The sequence below is a fragment of the Thioclava sp. FR2 genome, assembly GCF_051200875.1.
In the GTDB taxonomy this organism is placed as follows: Bacteria; Pseudomonadota; Alphaproteobacteria; order Rhodobacterales; family Rhodobacteraceae; genus Pseudotabrizicola.
The window spans coordinates 514,473-532,071 of sequence record NZ_CP195191.1 but is presented as its reverse complement, the minus strand read 5'-3'; the positions used below and the strand labels follow the sequence as shown (position 1 = coordinate 532,071).

17 protein-coding genes are annotated in these 17,599 nt (G+C 60.6%); 11 read left to right on the top strand and 6 right to left on the bottom strand.

Annotated features, from left to right (window positions below):
- Positions 1 to 15 precede the first annotated feature (15 nt).
- Positions 16 to 1,164 (bottom strand): mandelate racemase/muconate lactonizing enzyme family protein, encoded by a 1,149-nt coding sequence (locus tag ACSBLW_RS02475; RefSeq protein WP_435258660.1) that lies wholly within the window; start codon positions 1,162 to 1,164, stop codon positions 16 to 18.
- Positions 1,165 to 1,257: 93 nt separating this feature from the next.
- Between ACSBLW_RS02475 and ACSBLW_RS02470 the strand changes: the two genes are divergently transcribed.
- The gene (locus ACSBLW_RS02470; RefSeq protein ID WP_435258659.1) at positions 1,258 to 1,704 is read left to right on the top strand and encodes a GNAT family N-acetyltransferase; all 447 of its coding nucleotides are present in this window, start codon (positions 1,258 to 1,260) and stop codon (positions 1,702 to 1,704) included.
- Here the strand turns inward: ACSBLW_RS02470 and ACSBLW_RS02465 are convergent.
- The gene (locus tag ACSBLW_RS02465) at positions 1,701 to 2,273 is read right to left on the bottom strand and encodes a TetR/AcrR family transcriptional regulator (protein WP_435258658.1); all 573 of its coding nucleotides are present in this window, start codon (positions 2,271 to 2,273) and stop codon (positions 1,701 to 1,703) included. The two genes, ACSBLW_RS02470 and ACSBLW_RS02465, sit on opposite strands and share 4 nt — an antisense overlap.
- Before the next feature lie 89 nt (positions 2,274 to 2,362).
- On the opposite strand from ACSBLW_RS02465, the gene ACSBLW_RS02460 reads away from it, so the two are divergent.
- The 8 genes from ACSBLW_RS02460 to ACSBLW_RS02425 all read left to right on the top strand — a co-directional run bounded on the left by ACSBLW_RS02460 (position 2,363) and on the right by ACSBLW_RS02425 (position 8,521).
- A complete protein-coding gene (locus ACSBLW_RS02460) occupies positions 2,363 to 2,734 on the top strand; it encodes a hypothetical protein (RefSeq protein WP_435258657.1) in 372 nt (123 codons plus the stop codon).
- On the top strand, positions 2,731 to 3,333 hold the full coding sequence (locus ACSBLW_RS02455) for a hypothetical protein (protein ID WP_435258656.1): 603 nt from the start codon (positions 2,731 to 2,733) through the stop codon (positions 3,331 to 3,333). The genes ACSBLW_RS02460 and ACSBLW_RS02455 overlap by 4 nt, the downstream gene beginning before the upstream one ends.
- Before the next feature lie 65 nt (positions 3,334 to 3,398).
- On the top strand, positions 3,399 to 4,703 hold the full coding sequence (gene purB / locus ACSBLW_RS02450) for an adenylosuccinate lyase (RefSeq protein WP_435258655.1): 1,305 nt from the start codon (positions 3,399 to 3,401) through the stop codon (positions 4,701 to 4,703).
- Positions 4,704 to 4,805: 102 nt separating this feature from the next.
- On the top strand, positions 4,806 to 5,339 hold the full coding sequence (locus tag ACSBLW_RS02445; RefSeq protein WP_435258654.1) for a tetratricopeptide repeat protein: 534 nt from the start codon (positions 4,806 to 4,808) through the stop codon (positions 5,337 to 5,339).
- Between the two features lie 33 nt (positions 5,340 to 5,372).
- Positions 5,373 to 5,528, top strand: a complete 156-nt coding sequence (locus tag ACSBLW_RS02440) for a hypothetical protein (protein ID WP_435258653.1) — start codon at positions 5,373 to 5,375, stop codon at positions 5,526 to 5,528.
- 75 nt (positions 5,529 to 5,603) lie between these two features.
- On the top strand, positions 5,604 to 6,692 hold the full coding sequence (locus ACSBLW_RS02435; RefSeq protein WP_435258652.1) for a flagellar motor switch protein FliG: 1,089 nt from the start codon (positions 5,604 to 5,606) through the stop codon (positions 6,690 to 6,692).
- 57 nt (positions 6,693 to 6,749) lie between these two features.
- The gene (locus ACSBLW_RS02430) at positions 6,750 to 7,649 is read left to right on the top strand and encodes a DMT family transporter (protein WP_435258651.1); all 900 of its coding nucleotides are present in this window, start codon (positions 6,750 to 6,752) and stop codon (positions 7,647 to 7,649) included.
- A complete protein-coding gene (locus ACSBLW_RS02425) occupies positions 7,646 to 8,521 on the top strand; it encodes a lysophospholipid acyltransferase family protein (RefSeq protein ID WP_435258650.1) in 876 nt (291 codons plus the stop codon). The genes ACSBLW_RS02430 and ACSBLW_RS02425 overlap by 4 nt, the downstream gene beginning before the upstream one ends.
- Positions 8,522 to 8,527: 6 nt before the next feature.
- Here ACSBLW_RS02425 and ACSBLW_RS02420 read toward each other — a convergent pair whose 3' ends face one another.
- Positions 8,528 to 9,175 carry a DUF1223 domain-containing protein gene (locus ACSBLW_RS02420; RefSeq protein ID WP_435258649.1) on the bottom strand — a complete coding sequence of 216 codons (648 nt, stop codon included), beginning with the start codon at positions 9,173 to 9,175 and terminating at the stop codon, positions 8,528 to 8,530.
- Positions 9,176 to 9,490: 315 nt separating this feature from the next.
- Here ACSBLW_RS02420 and acnA point away from each other — a divergent pair, with 315 nt between their 5' ends.
- Positions 9,491 to 12,178, top strand: a complete 2,688-nt coding sequence (gene acnA, locus ACSBLW_RS02415; protein ID WP_435258648.1) for an aconitate hydratase AcnA — start codon at positions 9,491 to 9,493, stop codon at positions 12,176 to 12,178.
- Positions 12,179 to 12,360: 182 nt separating this feature from the next.
- On the top strand, positions 12,361 to 13,206 hold the full coding sequence (locus ACSBLW_RS02410; protein ID WP_435258647.1) for an FAS1-like dehydratase domain-containing protein: 846 nt from the start codon (positions 12,361 to 12,363) through the stop codon (positions 13,204 to 13,206).
- Positions 13,207 to 13,279: 73 nt separating this feature from the next.
- On the opposite strand, the gene ACSBLW_RS02405 is transcribed toward ACSBLW_RS02410, so the two are convergent.
- From ACSBLW_RS02405 to ACSBLW_RS02395, 3 genes are all read right to left on the bottom strand, one after another.
- A complete protein-coding gene (locus tag ACSBLW_RS02405) occupies positions 13,280 to 14,329 on the bottom strand; it encodes a Gfo/Idh/MocA family protein (protein WP_435258646.1) in 1,050 nt (349 codons plus the stop codon).
- Entirely contained in the window at positions 14,329 to 15,129 is an 801-nt protein-coding gene (locus ACSBLW_RS02400) for a ThuA domain-containing protein (protein ID WP_435258645.1), read from the bottom strand. The genes ACSBLW_RS02405 and ACSBLW_RS02400 overlap by 1 nt, the downstream gene beginning before the upstream one ends.
- A gap of 110 nt (positions 15,130 to 15,239) precedes the next feature.
- A complete protein-coding gene (locus ACSBLW_RS02395) occupies positions 15,240 to 17,591 on the bottom strand; it encodes a TRAP transporter large permease (protein ID WP_435258644.1) in 2,352 nt (783 codons plus the stop codon).
- Positions 17,592 to 17,599: the final 8 nt, after the last annotated feature.

Here is a 17,599-nt window from a genome sequence, read left to right as displayed (position 1 = left end):
AGAAAAGAGGACCGATCAGAGCTTTTGGTAAAGCGCCTGATAGGCCGACGGGCGGAAACCTTCGGCTTTGGTTTCCTGATGGGTGGCATTGGAAAGCCAGTTCGGGTTGATTTCGACACCCCAGCCGGGGGCGTCGGAAATGGTGACGCGGCCGGCCTCGACCCTGAACGGGTCATTCTGGAAAAGGCCGCGTTGCCATGGGTAATAGTCATCGCCTTCAATCGAGAGTTCGAGGTATTTCCCGGCATTCGGCAGTGCCTTGAGCATGTGCATCGTGCAAAGCGTGACGAGGGAAAGGTTGGCCGCATGGGGTGTGCAGGTCAGACCCGCCGCCGCGGCCATCCGGGCCACCTCTAGGCTGCGATGAAGACCACCCACATACATGATGTCGGGCTGAACGATGTCCACCGCCTTCAAGGCGATCATCCGACGCCATGTGGCCATGTCCCAGTCCTGCTCTCCTCCCGTCACGTCGATGTCGACAGCAGCGGCCACTTCCGCCGTTTGCTCCAGTTCCCAATAGGGCACAGGTTCCTCGTAATGTTGTATCCCATGGTCCTGAAGCTTGCGTCCGATCTCGATCGCGCGGGGCACGGTAAAGCCGGAATTGGCATCCACCAGCAGATCAATCCCTGCCCCCATGGCCCGCGCCATATGCGGAATGATCGCTTCGGTCCGCCCCGGCCATTCATCCACATCCGCGCCGCATTCCGCCCCGATGCGGAACTTGACCGCATCAAAGCCCTGCTCTCCGACAAGCCGTTTCAGGCGTTCGCTCTCTGCCTCGGGCGTGATGTCGCGCCGCATCGACGAGGCATAGGCGCGCAAAGGACCGGGCGTTCCACCAAGCAATGCGACGACCGGTTTTTCCTCGGCCCGCCCGCGCCAGTCCCAAAGCGCTGTGTCCAGACCCGCCATCGCCCGACAACGGTAGGTGCCAGGATATTTGTGTTCCCTGCGCTCGATCTTTGCGATCAAGCTCGGAATGTCCATCGGATCCGCGCCGAGCGCCCAAGGCGCGATCTGGCGGTGAAAGACCTGTGCCGTGATATCGGCATTATAGGTCGAGGTCTGGCCCCAGCCAAAGCTGCCATCGTCACAAGTGACGCGTACAAAGGCCAGAAATTCAGTCGAGAAGGTTTCCAGCCGTGCGATCTTCGCCATTTTCTGTCATCCTGTTCAACGGCCCGCCCCACCAAGTCTTGCCGCTCTGTCTGCTTTCTGCAAGAACCCCGAAAAAGCAGGACCGGAGGCCACATGGCGCTGACGATTGACTGGGCAAAGCCCGAGGATGAGGCCGCCTTTCGCGCGCTTTGGCAGGGGTTTCTGGCCTATTACGACGTCGATCTGCCTGAGACGACGACGGCCCATACCTGGGCCCGCATCCTTGACCCAGAGCATCGCATGTCCTGCCGTCTGGCCTATCTGGATGGCAAGGCCATCGGTTTTGCGATCCATCACCACCATTGCTCGTCCTGGGTGCCGGGCGATGATGTCTACCTGGAAGACCTGTTCGTCGCCCCCTCGGCCCGCGGGCAAGGCGCAGGCCGGGCATTGATCGAAGACCTGATCAGCCTTGGCCGCGAAAAGGGCTGGCATCGGCTTTACTGGAACACCAATCACGACAACGCCGCGGCCAGAAAACTTTATGACAGTTTTTGCAGCGATGACGGCCATGTGCGCTATCGGATGCCCCTGCGCTAGGACGCCGAGAACAGCACCCTGACCTGCGCATGCAGCGCCTCGCGCATGTCGACCCTTTGGGTCAGGCGCAGGTTTTCATAGCCTATCACCATGGCATAGAGCGTCTCTGCCCCGTGACGGGCCGCAGTCGCGCAAAGGCCTGCCCCCTGCAAAAGACCAACCGTATCGGACAGCCGCTGGCGGTCGACCTCGGCCACGACCTGATGCACCCAAGGTTCCGCAAGCGCCCAAGCCCGGATGGCAGGTTCTATCGCGGGGCCGCCAAAGCGCGGATCGGGGACGATGGAAACCATGTCCATCAGCAGCATTACGCGGTCAAACGGGGCCAGATCTGCCTCTAGGACCGTGCGGGTAATCTGGGTTGTTGCCAGCCCCCGCCAGGCCTCAAGCATTTTCTCGTGAAAATCCCGCAGATCTTTGAAATGCCAATAGAAACTCCCCTTTGTCGCACCAAGATCCCGAGCCAATGCCTCGGCCCGGATCGCGGCATGACCGCCGCTGACCAATGCTCGAAACCCGGCGAGGATCCAATCCTGAGGGGCCAGTCTCATCTTTGCGGGCTTTTCCATCTCCATTCCAAAACCATACGCAGCCGTATGGACAGGCGCAATCCTTTCTGCAAACCATACGCTACCGTATGGAATCAGGGAGGCACAGGATGAACGGATTACTTCTCGCGGCCGGACTGGGCGCTTTGGCACTGGACGTCGTGCATGTGATTTACGGGGAAAGAATGGCGCATCGGCCGGCCCTCGCCTCCTCTTGGCCTGCCCCGGCAAAGGCGCTTTATTCCGTGCTTTGGCATGCGGCGACTGCGTTCATGGCCCTGTGCGGGACCAGCCTCATCGTCGCAGCCTTCCTGCCGTCACACGCCCTCGCGCTCAGCGCGCTGCCGGTTGCGCTCTTTCTCGCGACGGCGGGATTGTTCCTATACTACGGCACCACGCGGCTTGGCTCTGTTCGCATCCTGCCACAATGGATCGCCTTCAGCACTATCTCGGCCCTTGCCCTTGCGGGACTGGCCACATGACCCTTCGTCGCCTTCATCGGCTGTCCGCCCTGCTCTTGGCCGCCTTCATCGCCATGCATCTGGCAAACCATGTGGCGGGGTTCTGGGGGCAGGAAAGCCACCGGACGATCCAGCAGGTCCTTGGCAGCCTTTACCGTCACCCCGTCATTGAACCCTTCCTTCTGGCACTCATCACAGTTCAGATGGCAACCGGTCTTCGCATGGCCCTGCCCCGCTTGCGCCACCTGATCAAACGGCCCAATTGGCAAAGAGCCCAGATCGCTGCGGGCCTATATCTCGCACTCTTTCTGGCCATCCATATCGGCGCTGTCATGGCTGCACGGTTCCAAGGCGCAGAAACCGATCTGGCCTTTGCCGCGACAGCCTTTCAGGCCGGTGGTCTCTGGCCGTTGCTTTTTACCGCCTATTACGGGCTGGCCGTGCTAGCCCTTGCCACCCACCTTGCCGCCGCAATCGCGGCAAAGCATCCGACAGGCGCCCGCCTTCTGCTTGGCGCAGGGTTTGCCCTGTCCATCGCCCTTCCTCTGCTTCTTTCCGGCAAAGTCACCCCCATTTCCATACCTCCCGCCCAAATTGCGGCATTTCCCCTCATGCCCTGACCTTGCGAAAAGCGCCCCTCCGGTCTAAGGGGGCGCCAACCCCGCATATCAACCAAAGGTCCGACATGATCCCGCGCTATTCCCGCCCCGACATGGTTGCCATCTGGTCGCCCGAGACGAAGTTCCGCATCTGGTACGAGATCGAGGCCCATGCCTGCGACGCGCAAGCCAATCTGGGCGTGATCCCCAAGGCCAACGCCGAGGCCGTCTGGCGCGCCAAGGATGTCGAATTCGATGTCGCCCGGATTGATGAGATCGAGGCCGTGACCAAGCATGACGTCATCGCCTTCCTGACCCATCTGGCCGAACATATCGGCTCTGAAGACGCCCGTTTCGTCCATCAGGGCATGACCTCGTCTGACGTGCTGGACACCACGCTGAACATTCAGCTCGTGCGTGCCGCTGATCTGCTTTTGGCCGGGATGGACCGCGTTCTGACCGCGCTGAAGACCCGCGCCTTTGAACACAAGGATACGGTTCGCATCGGTCGCAGCCACGGCATCCACGCCGAACCTACCACGATGGGCCTGACTTTCGCCCGCTTCTATGCCGAAATGGCCCGCGGCAAAGCCCGGCTTGAAGCCGCCCGCGAAGAAATCCGCACCGGGGCCATTTCGGGCGCCGTCGGCACTTTCGCCAATATCGACCCGCGCGTCGAAGAATATGTCTGCGAAAAGCTGGGCCTGATCCCCGAGCCGATCTCGACCCAAGTCATCCCGCGCGACCGTCACGCCATGTTCTTTGCCACACTGGGCGTCATCGCCTCCAGCATGGAAAACATCGCCATCGAGATTCGCCACATGCAGCGCACCGAAGTGCTGGAAGCCGAGGAATATTTCTCGCCCGGCCAAAAAGGCTCCAGCGCTATGCCGCACAAGCGCAACCCGGTTCTGACCGAAAACCTGACCGGCCTTGCCCGTCTGGTGCGCATGGCCGTTGTTCCAGCCATGGAAAACGTGGCCCTTTGGCATGAACGCGACATCAGCCATTCCTCGGTCGAACGCGCCATTGGGCCTGACGCGACCATCACGCTCGACTTTGCCCTGCATCGCCTCGCAGGTGTCATCGAAAAGCTGGTGGTCTACCCGGAAAACATGCTGAAGAACATGAACAAATTCCGCGGCTTGGTGATGTCGCAGCGGGTGCTGCTGGCCCTGACACAGGCCGGCGTTTCGCGCGAAGACAGCTACAAGCTGGTCCAGCGCAACGCCATGAAAGTTTGGGAAAAGGGCGCCGACTTCAAGACCGAGCTTTTGGCCGATGAAGAGGTCCGCAAGGCTCTCAGCGCTGAAGAAATCGAAGAGAAGTTCGACCTTGGCTATCACACCAAGCATGTCGACACGATCTTTGCGCGCGTCTTTGGCGCTTGACGAAAGCGTGATCAGTTGCGGGCCCTGCGGCCCGCAAATCGCCGCTTGAAACCACGGAATTCGTGCTAGCCTCATTCCTGCATCCGGGAGTGAGGTTTTTTCATGCGGTTTTTCGTCCTAGGTCTTTGCCTGTGCCTACCCGCGACGGCCTTTGCCGTCGGCAGCGATGACACCGCCCCACCGGAACCCACTGAAACCACCATCAAATGCGAAAATGCCCAAGTTTGGGATGAAAAGACGCAAGCCTGCGTCGATGCTCAATCCGGCGCTCTGGATGATGAAACGCGCTTCCGCGCCGTTCGGGAACTGGCCTATGCCGACCGCCCCGAAGAGGCTTTGATTGTCCTTTCGGCAATGACCGAAGGCGACACGGACCGTGTCCTGACCTACAAGGCCTTTGCGCATCGCAAGGCAGGTCGTCTGGAACAGGGGCTGGACCTTTACGCCCATGCGCTCGAGGTCAATCCGAACAATATCCTTGCCCGCAGCTATCTGGGGCAACTTCTTGTTCAGATGGGCGAAATCGCGATGGCCCGCACCCAGCTTGACGAAATCCGCGCCCGTGGCGGCGCCGGCACTTGGGCCGAGGCAAGTCTGGCCCAAGCCGTCGGCACCGGGCAGACGCTCAGCTACTGACAGAAAGACAAGCTCAACAGGAAAGGACGCCCCATGAAGACCAAAGTCACTGCCGCCGTCATTGCCCTGATGCTGGCCCCAACGGCGATCTGGGCAATGTGCTCTGCCGAGGAACACGCAGCCTCCTGCAAAGACGGTTACGTCTGGGACGGGGCCAAGTCTGAATGCGTGGCGAAACCCACGACCTGATCTGGCACTAACCCGTCCTTAACCCGCCGCGCGGCAAGCTGCCCCCATTCGACGACAGCCAGAATGGGGATTCGAATGCCGCAGGATATGTCATCACAGCCGCTCGCCCGTATCAATCCGGTCCAGCGGGCCGTTTCCGTCGCGCCCGGTCGGGCCATTGCGCGACCCGAACCCTCTCCCCGTGAAAAGGCAGCAATCATCGTCCGCCTGCTTTTGGCCGAAGGTGCGCAGGTTCCTTTATCCGGTTTACCGGAACATATGCAGGCCGCGCTGACCGAACAGATGGGGCAAATGCGGCTGGTCGACCGGGCCACTTTGTCCTCTGTGGTTGAGGAATTCCTGACCGAGCTTGAGGAGGTCGGCCTGTCCTTCCCCGGCGGCATTGATGGCGCGCTTTCTATGATGGATGGCCATATCAGCGCCAATGCCGCCAGCCGCCTGCGCCGCCTTGCTGGTGCCTCGGCCAAGGCCGACCCTTGGGACCGCATCACCAAATTGCCTGCCGAACGCCTTCTGCCCATGATGGAAAGCGAAAGCACCGAGGTGGTCGCCGTCATGCTTTCGCGGATGCCCGTCGCCCGCTCGGCCGAGGCATTGGGAAAATTGCCCGGCGACCGCGCCCGTCGCGTGGCCTATGCCATGTCGATGACGGCGAATGTCGATCCCGAAACCGTCCGCCGCATCGGACAGTCCCTTGCCAGCCAACTGGACGCCCAGCCCCCCCGCGCGTTTGAGGCAGGGCCTGTGGAACGCGTCGGTGCCATTCTGAACGTCTCCAGCACCGCCACACGCGAAGACGTGCTTGCCGGGCTAGAGGCTGAGGACGCGGCCTTTGCCGAACTTGTCCGCCGCGCCATCTTTACCTTTGAGCATATCCCCGCCCGGATCGCCCCCCGCGACGCGCCCAAGATCCTGCGCATGGTCCCGCAAGACCAGATCGTCACCGCCTTCGCCGCCGCCCAAAACGACGAACGCCTTGCCCCCAGTGTGGAATTCCTTCTGGCCAACATCTCGCAACGCCTTGCCCAATCCTTGCGCGAAGAGATGGAGGCGCGCGGCCCGGTCAAGGAAAAGGACGGGGATGAGGCGATGACCCAGATCATCCTGATGATCCGACAACTGGAAGGCGCGGGCGAAATCGCCCTGCAAAGCACCGAGGACTGAAACCGCTCTTGCCTCTGGCATGACCCGCCTCTAGCGTCCCCCGGACAGGAGCCTTTCATGCCAAATTCCATTTCCAGCGCCCCGCGCAATGACACTGCGCGCGGCATCCTCTTGATGATCCTTGCGATTTTACTGTTCACCGCAATGGATGCGGCCGCCAAGGGGCTGATCCAGCGCTTTCCTGTGCCGCAAATCGTCTTTGCCCGCTTTGTCGGCCAGGCCGTGATCGTCATGCTGATCCTGCGCCACGCCATCCTAGTCACGCTGCGCACCCGATATCCAATCCAACATCTCATTCGCTCGGCTTGCCAATTGGGCGCGACTGGCTGCTTCTTCGCCGCCCTCCCCCATATCGGCCTTGCCGAAGCGACGGCCCTGACCGACCTCAACCCCGTTTTCATCACCGTAGGCGCCGCCCTCTTTCTTGGTGAAAGCCTTGGCCCACGCCGCCTTGCCGGCGTCGTCGTCGCCATGATCGGCGCCATGATCGTGATCCGCCCGGGGGCCGCGGTCTTTACCCCGGCCGCCTTCCTGCCGCTTTGCGCCGCGCTGTTCTACACCGCCAATGCGCTTTACACCCGCCACCTTGGCCCCCGTGAAAGCCATTGGACCCCGATGCTGCTGGCGGCCCTGTTCGGCGCCTTGGCCACCGCGCCGCTGCAACCCTTTGTCTGGCAGCCCGTTCCGCTGTCGGATCTGCCGCTTTTCCTCCTCATCGGCTGCCTCGGCACCGGCGCGCAACTTTTCCTGATCCGCGCCTTTTCCATGGCCGAGGCCGGGGCCGTCGCGCCCTTTGCCTATCTCGGCATCCTCTTTGCCACCGGTTGGGGAATTGTCCTTTATGACGAATGGCCCGATCTGCCGACAATCATCGGGGCGCTTGTGATCGTGGCTGCGGGTGTCTATGTCTGGCACCGCGAAACAAGGGCCAACAGAACGCCATCCCCGCCAGCATGAAGAAAGCCAAAAAGACAAACGGTACGTTCAGCCAATGGCTGACCAATCTGGCCATTCGTGGCCTGTTGGCTTTTCTTTTGGCCCTTCCCTATCACTGGCGCGTTCCTCTGTGTGGCTGGGTCATTTCGCGCATCGTTTCGCCGATCGCCCGTTGGCCACAGCGCATCCGCGCCAATCTTCAGCTGACCCAGCCGGATCTGCCCGACGCTGAAATCAAGCGCATGATCCGCAATGTGCCCGACAATATCGGGCGCACGGTGATCGAGATCTATTCCGGCCAAGAATTCATCGACCGCGCCAACCGCCTGCCCCTGACCGGCCCCGGCGTCGCCGCGCTGGAAGAGGCACTTGCCGCAAAACGCCCCGCCATTCTGGCCACCGGCCACTTCGGCAATTACGACGCCGTCCGCGCCGCCCTGATCCAGCGCGGCTACCCATTGGGCGCGCTCTACCGGCCAATGTCGAACCCTTGGTTCAACAGCCACTATGTTGGTGCCATTGGCACCATTGGCCGCCCCCTTTTCGAACAGGGGCGCCGTGGCATGGCTGAAATGCTGAAACATCTGAAGTCGGGCGGCATGTTGGGCATCCTTCCCGATCAACGCATGAACACGGGCGTCCCGCTGCATTTCTTTGGGGTCGAGGCGAAAACCGCCCTGTCGACCGCCGATATGGCCCTGAAATACAACGCCGTGCTGATCCCGACCTATGCCATCCGCCAAGAAGACGGTCTCTCGTTTCAGATCGTCGTCGATGCGCCCATTCCGCCCGGCACGCCCGAAGAAATGTCTCAGGCGCTGAACGATTCGCTTGAGGCCTTGATCCGCAAGCACCCCGAACAGTGGCTCTGGGTGCATCGCCGCTGGCGCTAAGCCGGATCAGTCCGCGCGGGCTGCTGCCAAAATCTCGGCTGGACCTTCGCTTTGTACGATGACCACAACCGGTTCTGTGCCGGGTGCATCAGCCATCATTTCAAAAGCCTCTTGCCCCGACCAATCGGCCACGGCCTGCCAGCTTGTCACGACATTGTGGTAGTCGACCGTCTGACCAGCATTCTCGCCCCGCTCGATCTCGACCGATGCTTTCGGCAGATAACGCACCACCTGCACCCGTGTTCCGCGCTGCAATGGCGGGTTGGCCTCGATGCGGATAGCAACCTTGTCGCCTTCCCGCCGGACCGACAAGCTCACGGGCGAACCAGCCATCAAATGCTTGCGAATGCTGTCCAGAACCTTCATCGGATCATTGCCTTCGACACGGTCCACACCGCCCACAATCATCTGCGGGGTATAGATCGTCCGGCTGCCAATGGCCCGGGCATAGGACTTCTGGCGCTTGGTGAATTGCGGATTGCCGAAAGTGTCTTTCCAGCCAATGTAATCCCAGTAATCGACATGCAGCGACAAGGCGATCAGGTTCGGGTCATTCACCAATTGCGCCATGAACTCATCTGCCGGGGGGCAAGATGAACATCCTTGCGAGGTATAAAGCTCAACCACCACCGGGTTGGTCTGGGCCTGAGTCATTCCTGCCATGCAGAAAACCAAACCGCATGCGGCGCTGACCAAATGTCGCATCATGATGTTCTTGTTCCCCTTCGTCTTGCATTGGTTCTACAAAAGCGACGCACGTACTGCCAATCAAGGTTTTGCGAGTGTCTTGTCACCTTTTGGGTCAAATTGCCCGGCCATCCCAAAATTCATGAGGGGCCGCGACGTTTTTGACCGAAACGGGGGCTGGATTTTTGGCATACAATTGCATACAAAGCCAACGACTCTTCTACTCGGGCTCCTATTCCCGATATAAAAGCCACGCCAGTTAGCCAAACTCAGGAGGCGCAGATGACCGTCACCGTCGGACATGACAGCCAGAAAACCCGCAAGTCCCTGACCGCCGGGGGTCAGACCGTCAGCTATTATTCGATCCCCGCCGCGCAAGAAGCCGGTCTGGGCGACTTCTCGAAGTTGCCAGCCGCTTTGAAAGTGGTTCTGGAAAACATGCTGCGCTTCGAAGACGGCAAGACCGTCTCGGTCGAAGACATCAAGGCTTTTGCCGAATGGGCAAAGCTGGGCGGCAAGAACCCCCGCGAAATCGCCTACCGCCCTGCCCGCGTTCTGATGCAGGACTTCACCGGCGTTCCGGCCGTGGTTGACCTTGCCGCCATGCGCGACGGCATCAAGGGCCTTGGCGGCGACGCCCAAAAGATCAACCCGCTCAGCCCGGTTGACCTTGTCATTGACCACTCGGTCATGATCGACGAATTCGGCACTCCCCGCGCCTTCCAAGCCAACGTGGACCGCGAATATGAGCGGAACATGGAGCGTTATGTCTTCCTGAAATGGGGCCAGAACGCGTTCAACAACTTCCGCGTCGTGCCCCCGGGCACCGGCATTTGCCACCAGGTGAACCTGGAATACCTTGCCCAGACCGTCTGGACCGACAAGGACCAAGACGGCAATGTCGTGGCCTATCCTGACACCCTCGTCGGCACCGACAGCCACACCACCATGGTCAACGGCCTTGCCGTCCTTGGTTGGGGCGTCGGCGGCATCGAGGCCGAGGCCGCGATGCTGGGCCAGCCGGTTTCCATGCTGATCCCCGAAGTCGTCGGCTTCAAGCTGACCGGCGAGATGATGGAAGGCACCACCGCCACCGACCTCGTTCTGAAAGTCGTGCAGATGCTGCGCAAGCATGGCGTGGTCAACAAGTTCGTCGAATTCTACGGCGAAGGCCTTGACCGCCTGCCGCTCGCAGATCGCGCCACAATCGCGAACATGGCCCCCGAATACGGCGCCACCTGTGGCTTCTTCCCGATCGACAACGAAACCCTGCGCTACCTGCGCCAAACCGGCCGCGAAGAATCGCGCATCGCGCTGGTCGAGGCCTATGCCAAGGCCAACGGCATGTGGCGCGACGCCGATTACAGCCCGGTCTACACCTCCACCCTGCACCTCGACATGTCGACCATCGTTCCGGCCATCTCGGGTCCAAAGCGCCCGCAGGATTACCTGCCGCTGACCGACGCCAAGGCCTCTTTCGCCAAGGAAATGGACGCTTCCTTCAAGCGCCCTCTGGGCAAGGAAGTCGCCGTCGATGGCCAGGACTACACGATGTCCTCGGGCAAGGTCGTGATCGCCTCGATCACCTCCTGCACCAACACCTCGAACCCCTATGTTCTCATCGGCGCCGGCCTCGTCGCCCGCAAGGCCCGCGCCCTTGGCCTGACCCGCAAGCCTTGGGTCAAGACCTCGCTCGCACCGGGATCGCAGGTCGTCAGCGAATATCTCAATGCCGCTGGCCTGCAGGAAGACCTTGATGCCGTCGGCTTCAACCTCGTCGGTTACGGCTGCACCACCTGCATCGGCAACTCCGGCCCGCTGCAACCGGAAATCTCGAAAGCCATCAACGAAGGTGACCTCGTCGCCACCGCCGTTCTTTCGGGCAACCGCAACTTCGAAGGCCGCATTTCGCCCGACGTCCGCGCCAACTACCTCGCCAGCCCTCCGCTGGTCGTGGCCTATGCGCTGGCAGGCGACATGAACATCGACCTGACATCTGAGCCACTCGGCACCTCGAAAGACGGCAAGCCAGTCTTCCTGAAAGACATCTGGCCGACCAACAAGGAAATCGCCGATCTGGTGCACGAAGTCGTCACCCGCGAGGCATTCCTGAAGAAATATGCCGACGTCTTTAAGGGCGATGCGAAATGGCAGGGCGTCAAGGTCACCGACTCGGAAACCTATGACTGGCCGTCGACGTCGACCTACATCCAGAACCCGCCCTACTTCCGCGGCATGGGGGCCTCGAAAGGTGCCATCAAGAACATCGAAGGCGCCCGCGTTCTGGCTCTGCTTGGCGATATGATCACCACCGACCACATCTCGCCCGCAGGCTCGTTCAAAGCCACCACCCCGGCCGGCAAATACCTTACCGAGCGTCAGGTGCCGGTGGCCGAATTCAACTCCTACGGCGCACGCCGCGGCAACCACGAAGTCATGATGCGCGGCACCTTCGCCAATATTCGCATCAAGAACGAGATGCTGGACGGAGTCGAAGGTGGCTACACCAAGGGACCAGATGGCCAGCAAACCTCGATCTTCGACGCGTCGATGGCCTATCAGGAACAGGGCACCCCTCTGGTGATCTTCGGCGGCATCGAATACGGCGCAGGCTCCTCGCGTGACTGGGCCGCCAAGGGCACCGCGCTTCTGGGCGTCAAGGCGGTCATCGCCGAATCCTTCGAACGTATTCACCGTTCGAACCTCGTTGGTATGGGCGTTATCCCCTTCGAGTTTACCAACGGCGACACCCGCAAATCGCTTGGCCTGAAAGGTGACGAAGTGGTGTCCATCGAAGGTCTGGAAGGCGATCTGAAGCCGCTCTCGAACGTGCCGTGCCACATCACCTATGCTGACGGCACCACCAAGACGATCCAGATCAAGTGCCGCATCGATACGGCAATTGAAATCGAATACGTCGAAAACGGCGGCGTGCTGCATTACGTTCTGCGCAACCTCGCAGCCTCGTAATCGGCGCTTCAAAACGTAAATGAACGGCCAGCCCTCATCGGCTGGCCGTTTTCATTTCCCTTCCCCCGCCCCTTCGCTTGCCTTTATCTTGGCCCAAATATCCCGGGGGTCAGCGTTTTGGCCCTTGCCAAAACGCGAAAGGGGGCGGCGCCCCCTTGCCCGGCCGAAATCAGGAAAAGCCCATGCAGGCACTACAATTGGCAGACTGGATCGGTCGCAGCGACCACGCCACCGAAACCCTGTCCCCATCCCTCGTGGAACGCTTTCTCGCCACGATGGACCGCGCCGGCCCCACCTCGCCCGGCCAGACCGCGCCCTTGCTCATCCATCTTTGCCTAGCGCCCCCTGTGGCCCCGATGTTGGGCCTAGGGCGCGATGGTCACCCGGCCAAGGGCGGCTTCCTGCCCCCTGTCGCCCTGCCGCGCCGGATGTGGGCCGGGGGCAGCTTTGCATTCCACGATGATCTGCACATTGGCGAAACCCTCACCCGCCGGTCCACGATCCGCAGCATCACCGAAAAACAGGGCCGCACCGGCCCCCTCTGTTTTGTCACGGTCGAACATCAGATCACCTCGCCGCGCGGGGTGCTGATCACCGAAACCCAAGACCTCGTCTTCCGCGGCGAAGCCTCCGAGGTCGCGGCAAAGACTCCGCCACCGCCAGCCGCCACGGGCCAGCATCAACGGTCGGTCACGCCCACGCCGACCCTGCTCTTTCGCTATTCCGCGCTGACCTTCAATGGCCACCGCATCCATTACGACGCGCCCTATGCGCGTCAGGTCGAAGGCTATGGCGGCCTTGTGGTGCATGGCCCGCTGATTGCCACGCTGCTTTGCCAATTCGCCGCCGATCTGGCCGGCCAACGCCCTGCCACATTCCGTTTTCGCGGCCTTACACCGCTCTTTGATGACCAACCGTTCCTGCTGCATGCCGACGCCACGGAAACTGGCTTCCGGCTCTGGGCCGCAACTCAAGGCGGCCCTGTGGCGATGGAGGCCGAAGCAAGCATTATCCCGGCCAAAGATTAAAAATCCGTGAAAATGAATCTGTAACCCATTGATATCGAATGGGTAAAAAAGCGTCCCCGACGGGGACGCTTGCTCAGACCGCCAAGGACACCCCACCTTGGGCAGCACTCTCCTCGGCCCGATCCAACAACCGTTGCAGCGCGGCCCCCCGGGCAAAATCGGGGATCGCCACACCCTCGCCGCGGATCGCCGCGATGAACCGCTGATACACCGTCGGCACCGCCGGACAGTCGACCTCGCGCCATGAGGCGGTCAGACGATCCTCACCCACACAGGCCCGCAGGCGGCTGATCTGGTTTTCAAACCCAACCTCCAACCCGCCCAAGGTTCCATAGATTCGCAGCCGCAGGTCGTTCAGATGCCCGGTCGCAAAGCGGGTCGCATGCACCACCCCGATCGCCCCGCCGTTCAACCGCAGCTGCATCGTGGCGCTGTCGTTGGCGTCCAGAGGATACTCCCCGATCTGCCCACCCTCGGCCTTATCAAAAGTGGCCAGCCGCGCCGAAACTTCCGCCGCCGCATCGCCCGCGATGAAGGTCGCGAAGTCAAGGATATGAATGCCCACATCCCCCAGCACCCCTTTTGACCCATGCTTCGTAGACAGCCGCCACAGCCATTGCGGCTCGGTCTGCCAGTCACCCCAAGCCGGTTGCGTCAGCCAGCTTTGCAGGTAGCTCGCCTCGAAATGACGCACCTTTCCAATCGCCCCCGCCGCCACCATCTCGGCCGCCTTTTGCAGCGCGGCCCCGTTGCGGTAGGTCAGGTTGACCATATTGACCACACCCGCCTTTGCGGCGGCATTGGCCATCGCCTCGGCATCGGCCGCAGAGGTGGCCAGGGGCTTTTCGCACAGCACATGTTTTCCCGCCGCAAGCAGCGGCATGGTGGTCGGGAAATGGGCGGGGTCAGGCGTCACATTCGTGACCGCATCAAACTCTCCCCAGGCTAGTGCTTCGTCGACTAAGGCAAAGCCCTTTGCAATCCTGTGTTTCTCACAAAAGCCTTGCAACTGCGCCGGTCGCGTATCGACACCCGCCACCAATTCGACACCGGGAATGGCTGCAAAGTTCTCGGCATGGTTCGACGCCATGCCGCCGGTGCCGACAATCAAAAGCCGAACCATCAGCGGAACCCCTCTTCGCCATCGTGATGCAGACGCGGTCCACGTTCGACAATGGGTTCCAAGGCAGAGTCGACAGGCACATTCGGCGCATCATGCGGGTCTGCCAAACGGGCAGCAGGATTAAAGGCCCACTTCACACCGTTCTTCAAAACACGTCGCACATTGGCATCGTAATAGGTCGGATAGGTTTCGTGGCCCGGACGGAAGTAAAAGATCGACCCCGCCCCGCGCTTATAGGTCAGGCCGGACCGAAACACCTCTCCGCCTTGGAACCATGAAACAAAGACGGTTTCCATTGGGTCTGGCACGCCAAAGGGTTCACCGTACATTTCCTCATTTTCCAACTCGAAATGATCCGGCAAGCCCGCGGCGATGGGGTGGTTGCGGCTCGTCAGCCAAAGACGTTCCCGCTCGCCCGCTTCGCGCCAAGTGAGGTTGCAGGGGCTTCCCATCAAGCGTTTGAAGGGTTTTGAAAAATGTGCGGAATGCAAGAAAATGGCGCCCATACCGGACCAGACCGCATCGCAGACCCGATCAACGACATGGTCGGAGACATCACCATGCGCTGCATGTCCCCACCACAAAAGCACATCGGTCCGTGCCAGCCTTTCAGCTGTCAAACCATGCTCGGGATCGTGCAACGTCACCGCCTCTGCCGTGATGCCCGCATCTTCGTTCAATCCATCAGCAATCGCCTGATGCATACCCTTAGGGTAGATGCCGGCCACAACCTTGTTCTTCTGTTCGTGGACGTTCTCGCCCCAAACTGTCACCCGGATTGCCATGAGCGAATCCCCCATCCGTTACCGCTATCGGTGACACCTATCATTGTCCAAAGCGCTTTGGGAGAGGAGTAAGGAAAAAGCGCGCGAAGATTTCTCCTCGCGCGCCTTGATCCTATGCCTACCGTTTAGCCCAGTATCGACGGAACGATCGTCACGATCCAAGGGGCGAAGTATAGGAGCAGCAGGGTTCCGACCTGGATTAACACGAAGGGGATGATTCCGGTGTATATGTGCCGCGTCGTTACCTCTGGCGGCGCCACACCACGCAGGTAGAAGAGCGCAAAACCGAAGGGTGGCGTCAGGAACGACGTCTGGAGGTTCACCGTGATCATGATCGTCACCCAGCTTGGATCGAAGGTTCCGCCATAAATGACGGGGCCAACAATCGGGACCACGATGTAGATGATCTCGAGGAAGTCCAGAACGAAGCCAAGAATGAACAGCACCAGCATCACGATCAGGAAGGCTGTCAGTTCATTGTCGAAGCTGCGCAGGAAGCTTTGGATATAGTGTTCACCACCGAAGCTGATCAGAACAAGGTTCAGGATCTGCGAGCCGATCAGGATGCCAAAGACCATCGAAGTGATCTTTGCCGTTTCCCGCACGACCGAGGTCAGAACCGCGGTCCGCCACAATACCCAGCAAGCATAGAGAATGCCGAAGATCGTCATGCTGTAAGCGGCCATAGTGACGTAGAAGGCCACCACCTGTTCTGTCGTCGTCACGCCAACCCCTATCCGAAGATCAAAGTTGGTGCCGACCAGCAGCATCACCACAATCGCGAACGAAGTGATCAGGATGATCCGGCCCGATTTATGCTGATCTTGCAGCTTGCGGTAAGCAGCCAGAAGGATTGCCCCACCCGCTCCAAGCGCAGCGGCCGGAGTGGGGTTGGTGATCCCGCCAAGGATCGACCCCAGAACGGCGACGACCAGAACCAACGGCGGGAAGACAACCCGGAGCAGGTCATTCTGGGCCAGCATCGGGACAGCTTTCCAGCAGCCATACAGCGCAATCAGCAAGGGGATCGCGATGAACAGTACCGTAACACCCGGCGTTGTCGTCGGAGCCACAAAGAGAGCATCGGCGACAAGACCAAGAACAACACCGCCCAGACCGATCCAGATCGGACGGTGATCCGACATCGGAGCAATGCCACGCGCCGTTGTCAGGACCAGAGCCAGCATCATGAAGAGGATGGCGACACCAGTTCCGATAGGGGCACGATTTGCGATCTTTTCAGCGCGCGCGGTCTCGATCTCTTCGGGCGTCAAGGCCTTGGAGGTTGCGACGCCGCCTGCTGCGGTGATGGCTTCTTGTTCGGCAATGGCCTGATCCCATGCCTCTTGGCCATGCAAGCCAATCATGCTGGCTTTGCACTGTTCCGACACATTGGTGCGCAGACTGGCGGCCTGACCGGCATCGGAATAGCTGTCAACGGTGTAATCTTGTGAGCCGATGACATTGACCTGCGCCAAAAGCATCATGCCTGCGATGATGGCCACCGGCACGATCAGGAACCAAGTGGTTGCTTCGCTACGCGTGATGATTTGACCGGTGCTTTGGCCCGACACGACCGCAGGCGCACGCGACGGGTTCAACATCGCATAGCCAAAGGCGTAAGCGCCATAGAGGAAGGCAAGCAACAAGCCCGGCAGGATGGCAGCTTGGAAAAGCGTGCCGACGGAAACAACGGCAGCCTTGCCCAGATAGGTCAGTGCGTCCGAGCAGCCCGCGGCTTGGGCGCGGATTTCCTGACCTGCCGCGTAGAGATCGCCCGCCATAGTGCCCAGAAGCACGATGACGATTGACGGCGGGATGATCTGGCCCAACGTTCCCGAAGCGGCGATGACACCGGTGGCCAGTTGCGGGCTGTAACCGGCCCGAAGCATGGTCGGCAGCGAGAGCAGGCCCATTGTCACAACGGTTGCGCCAACGATACCGGTCGAGGCCGCAAGGAAAGCTCCCACAACCACGACCGAAACGGCCAGACCGCCCGGCAAGGGCCCGAAAACGCGGGCCATCGTGGTCAACAGATCGTTTGCGATTTTCGACCGCTCAAGCACGATGCCCATCATCACGAACATCAGCACCGCCAGCAGCGTTTCGATGCTTGCGCCTGCGATGACACGGTCATTCATCCGGTTTACGATGAAAGACAGATTACGGTCCATCGCCACTTCCCAACCGCCCGGGAATAGGGTGGACGGGTCCATTGGCAGGTCAGGATATCGGAAATGGGTGATCTCGATGGTCGGAACACCCTGCGCGATCAGCGCCTGATATTCTGCCGACGAGGTGTCGATCACGTAGTGAACAAGGATCCCCGCGCTATCGAGCGCGGCGATGATGCCAAAGCTGATGATGCCGGCACCGCCAAGGGCGAAAGCCACAGGGAAGCCCGAGATGATGGCACCAAGCAAGCTTAGGAAGACGATTACAAGGCCGACTTCAACGCCGTCTAGTCCGAAAAGCATGATGACGT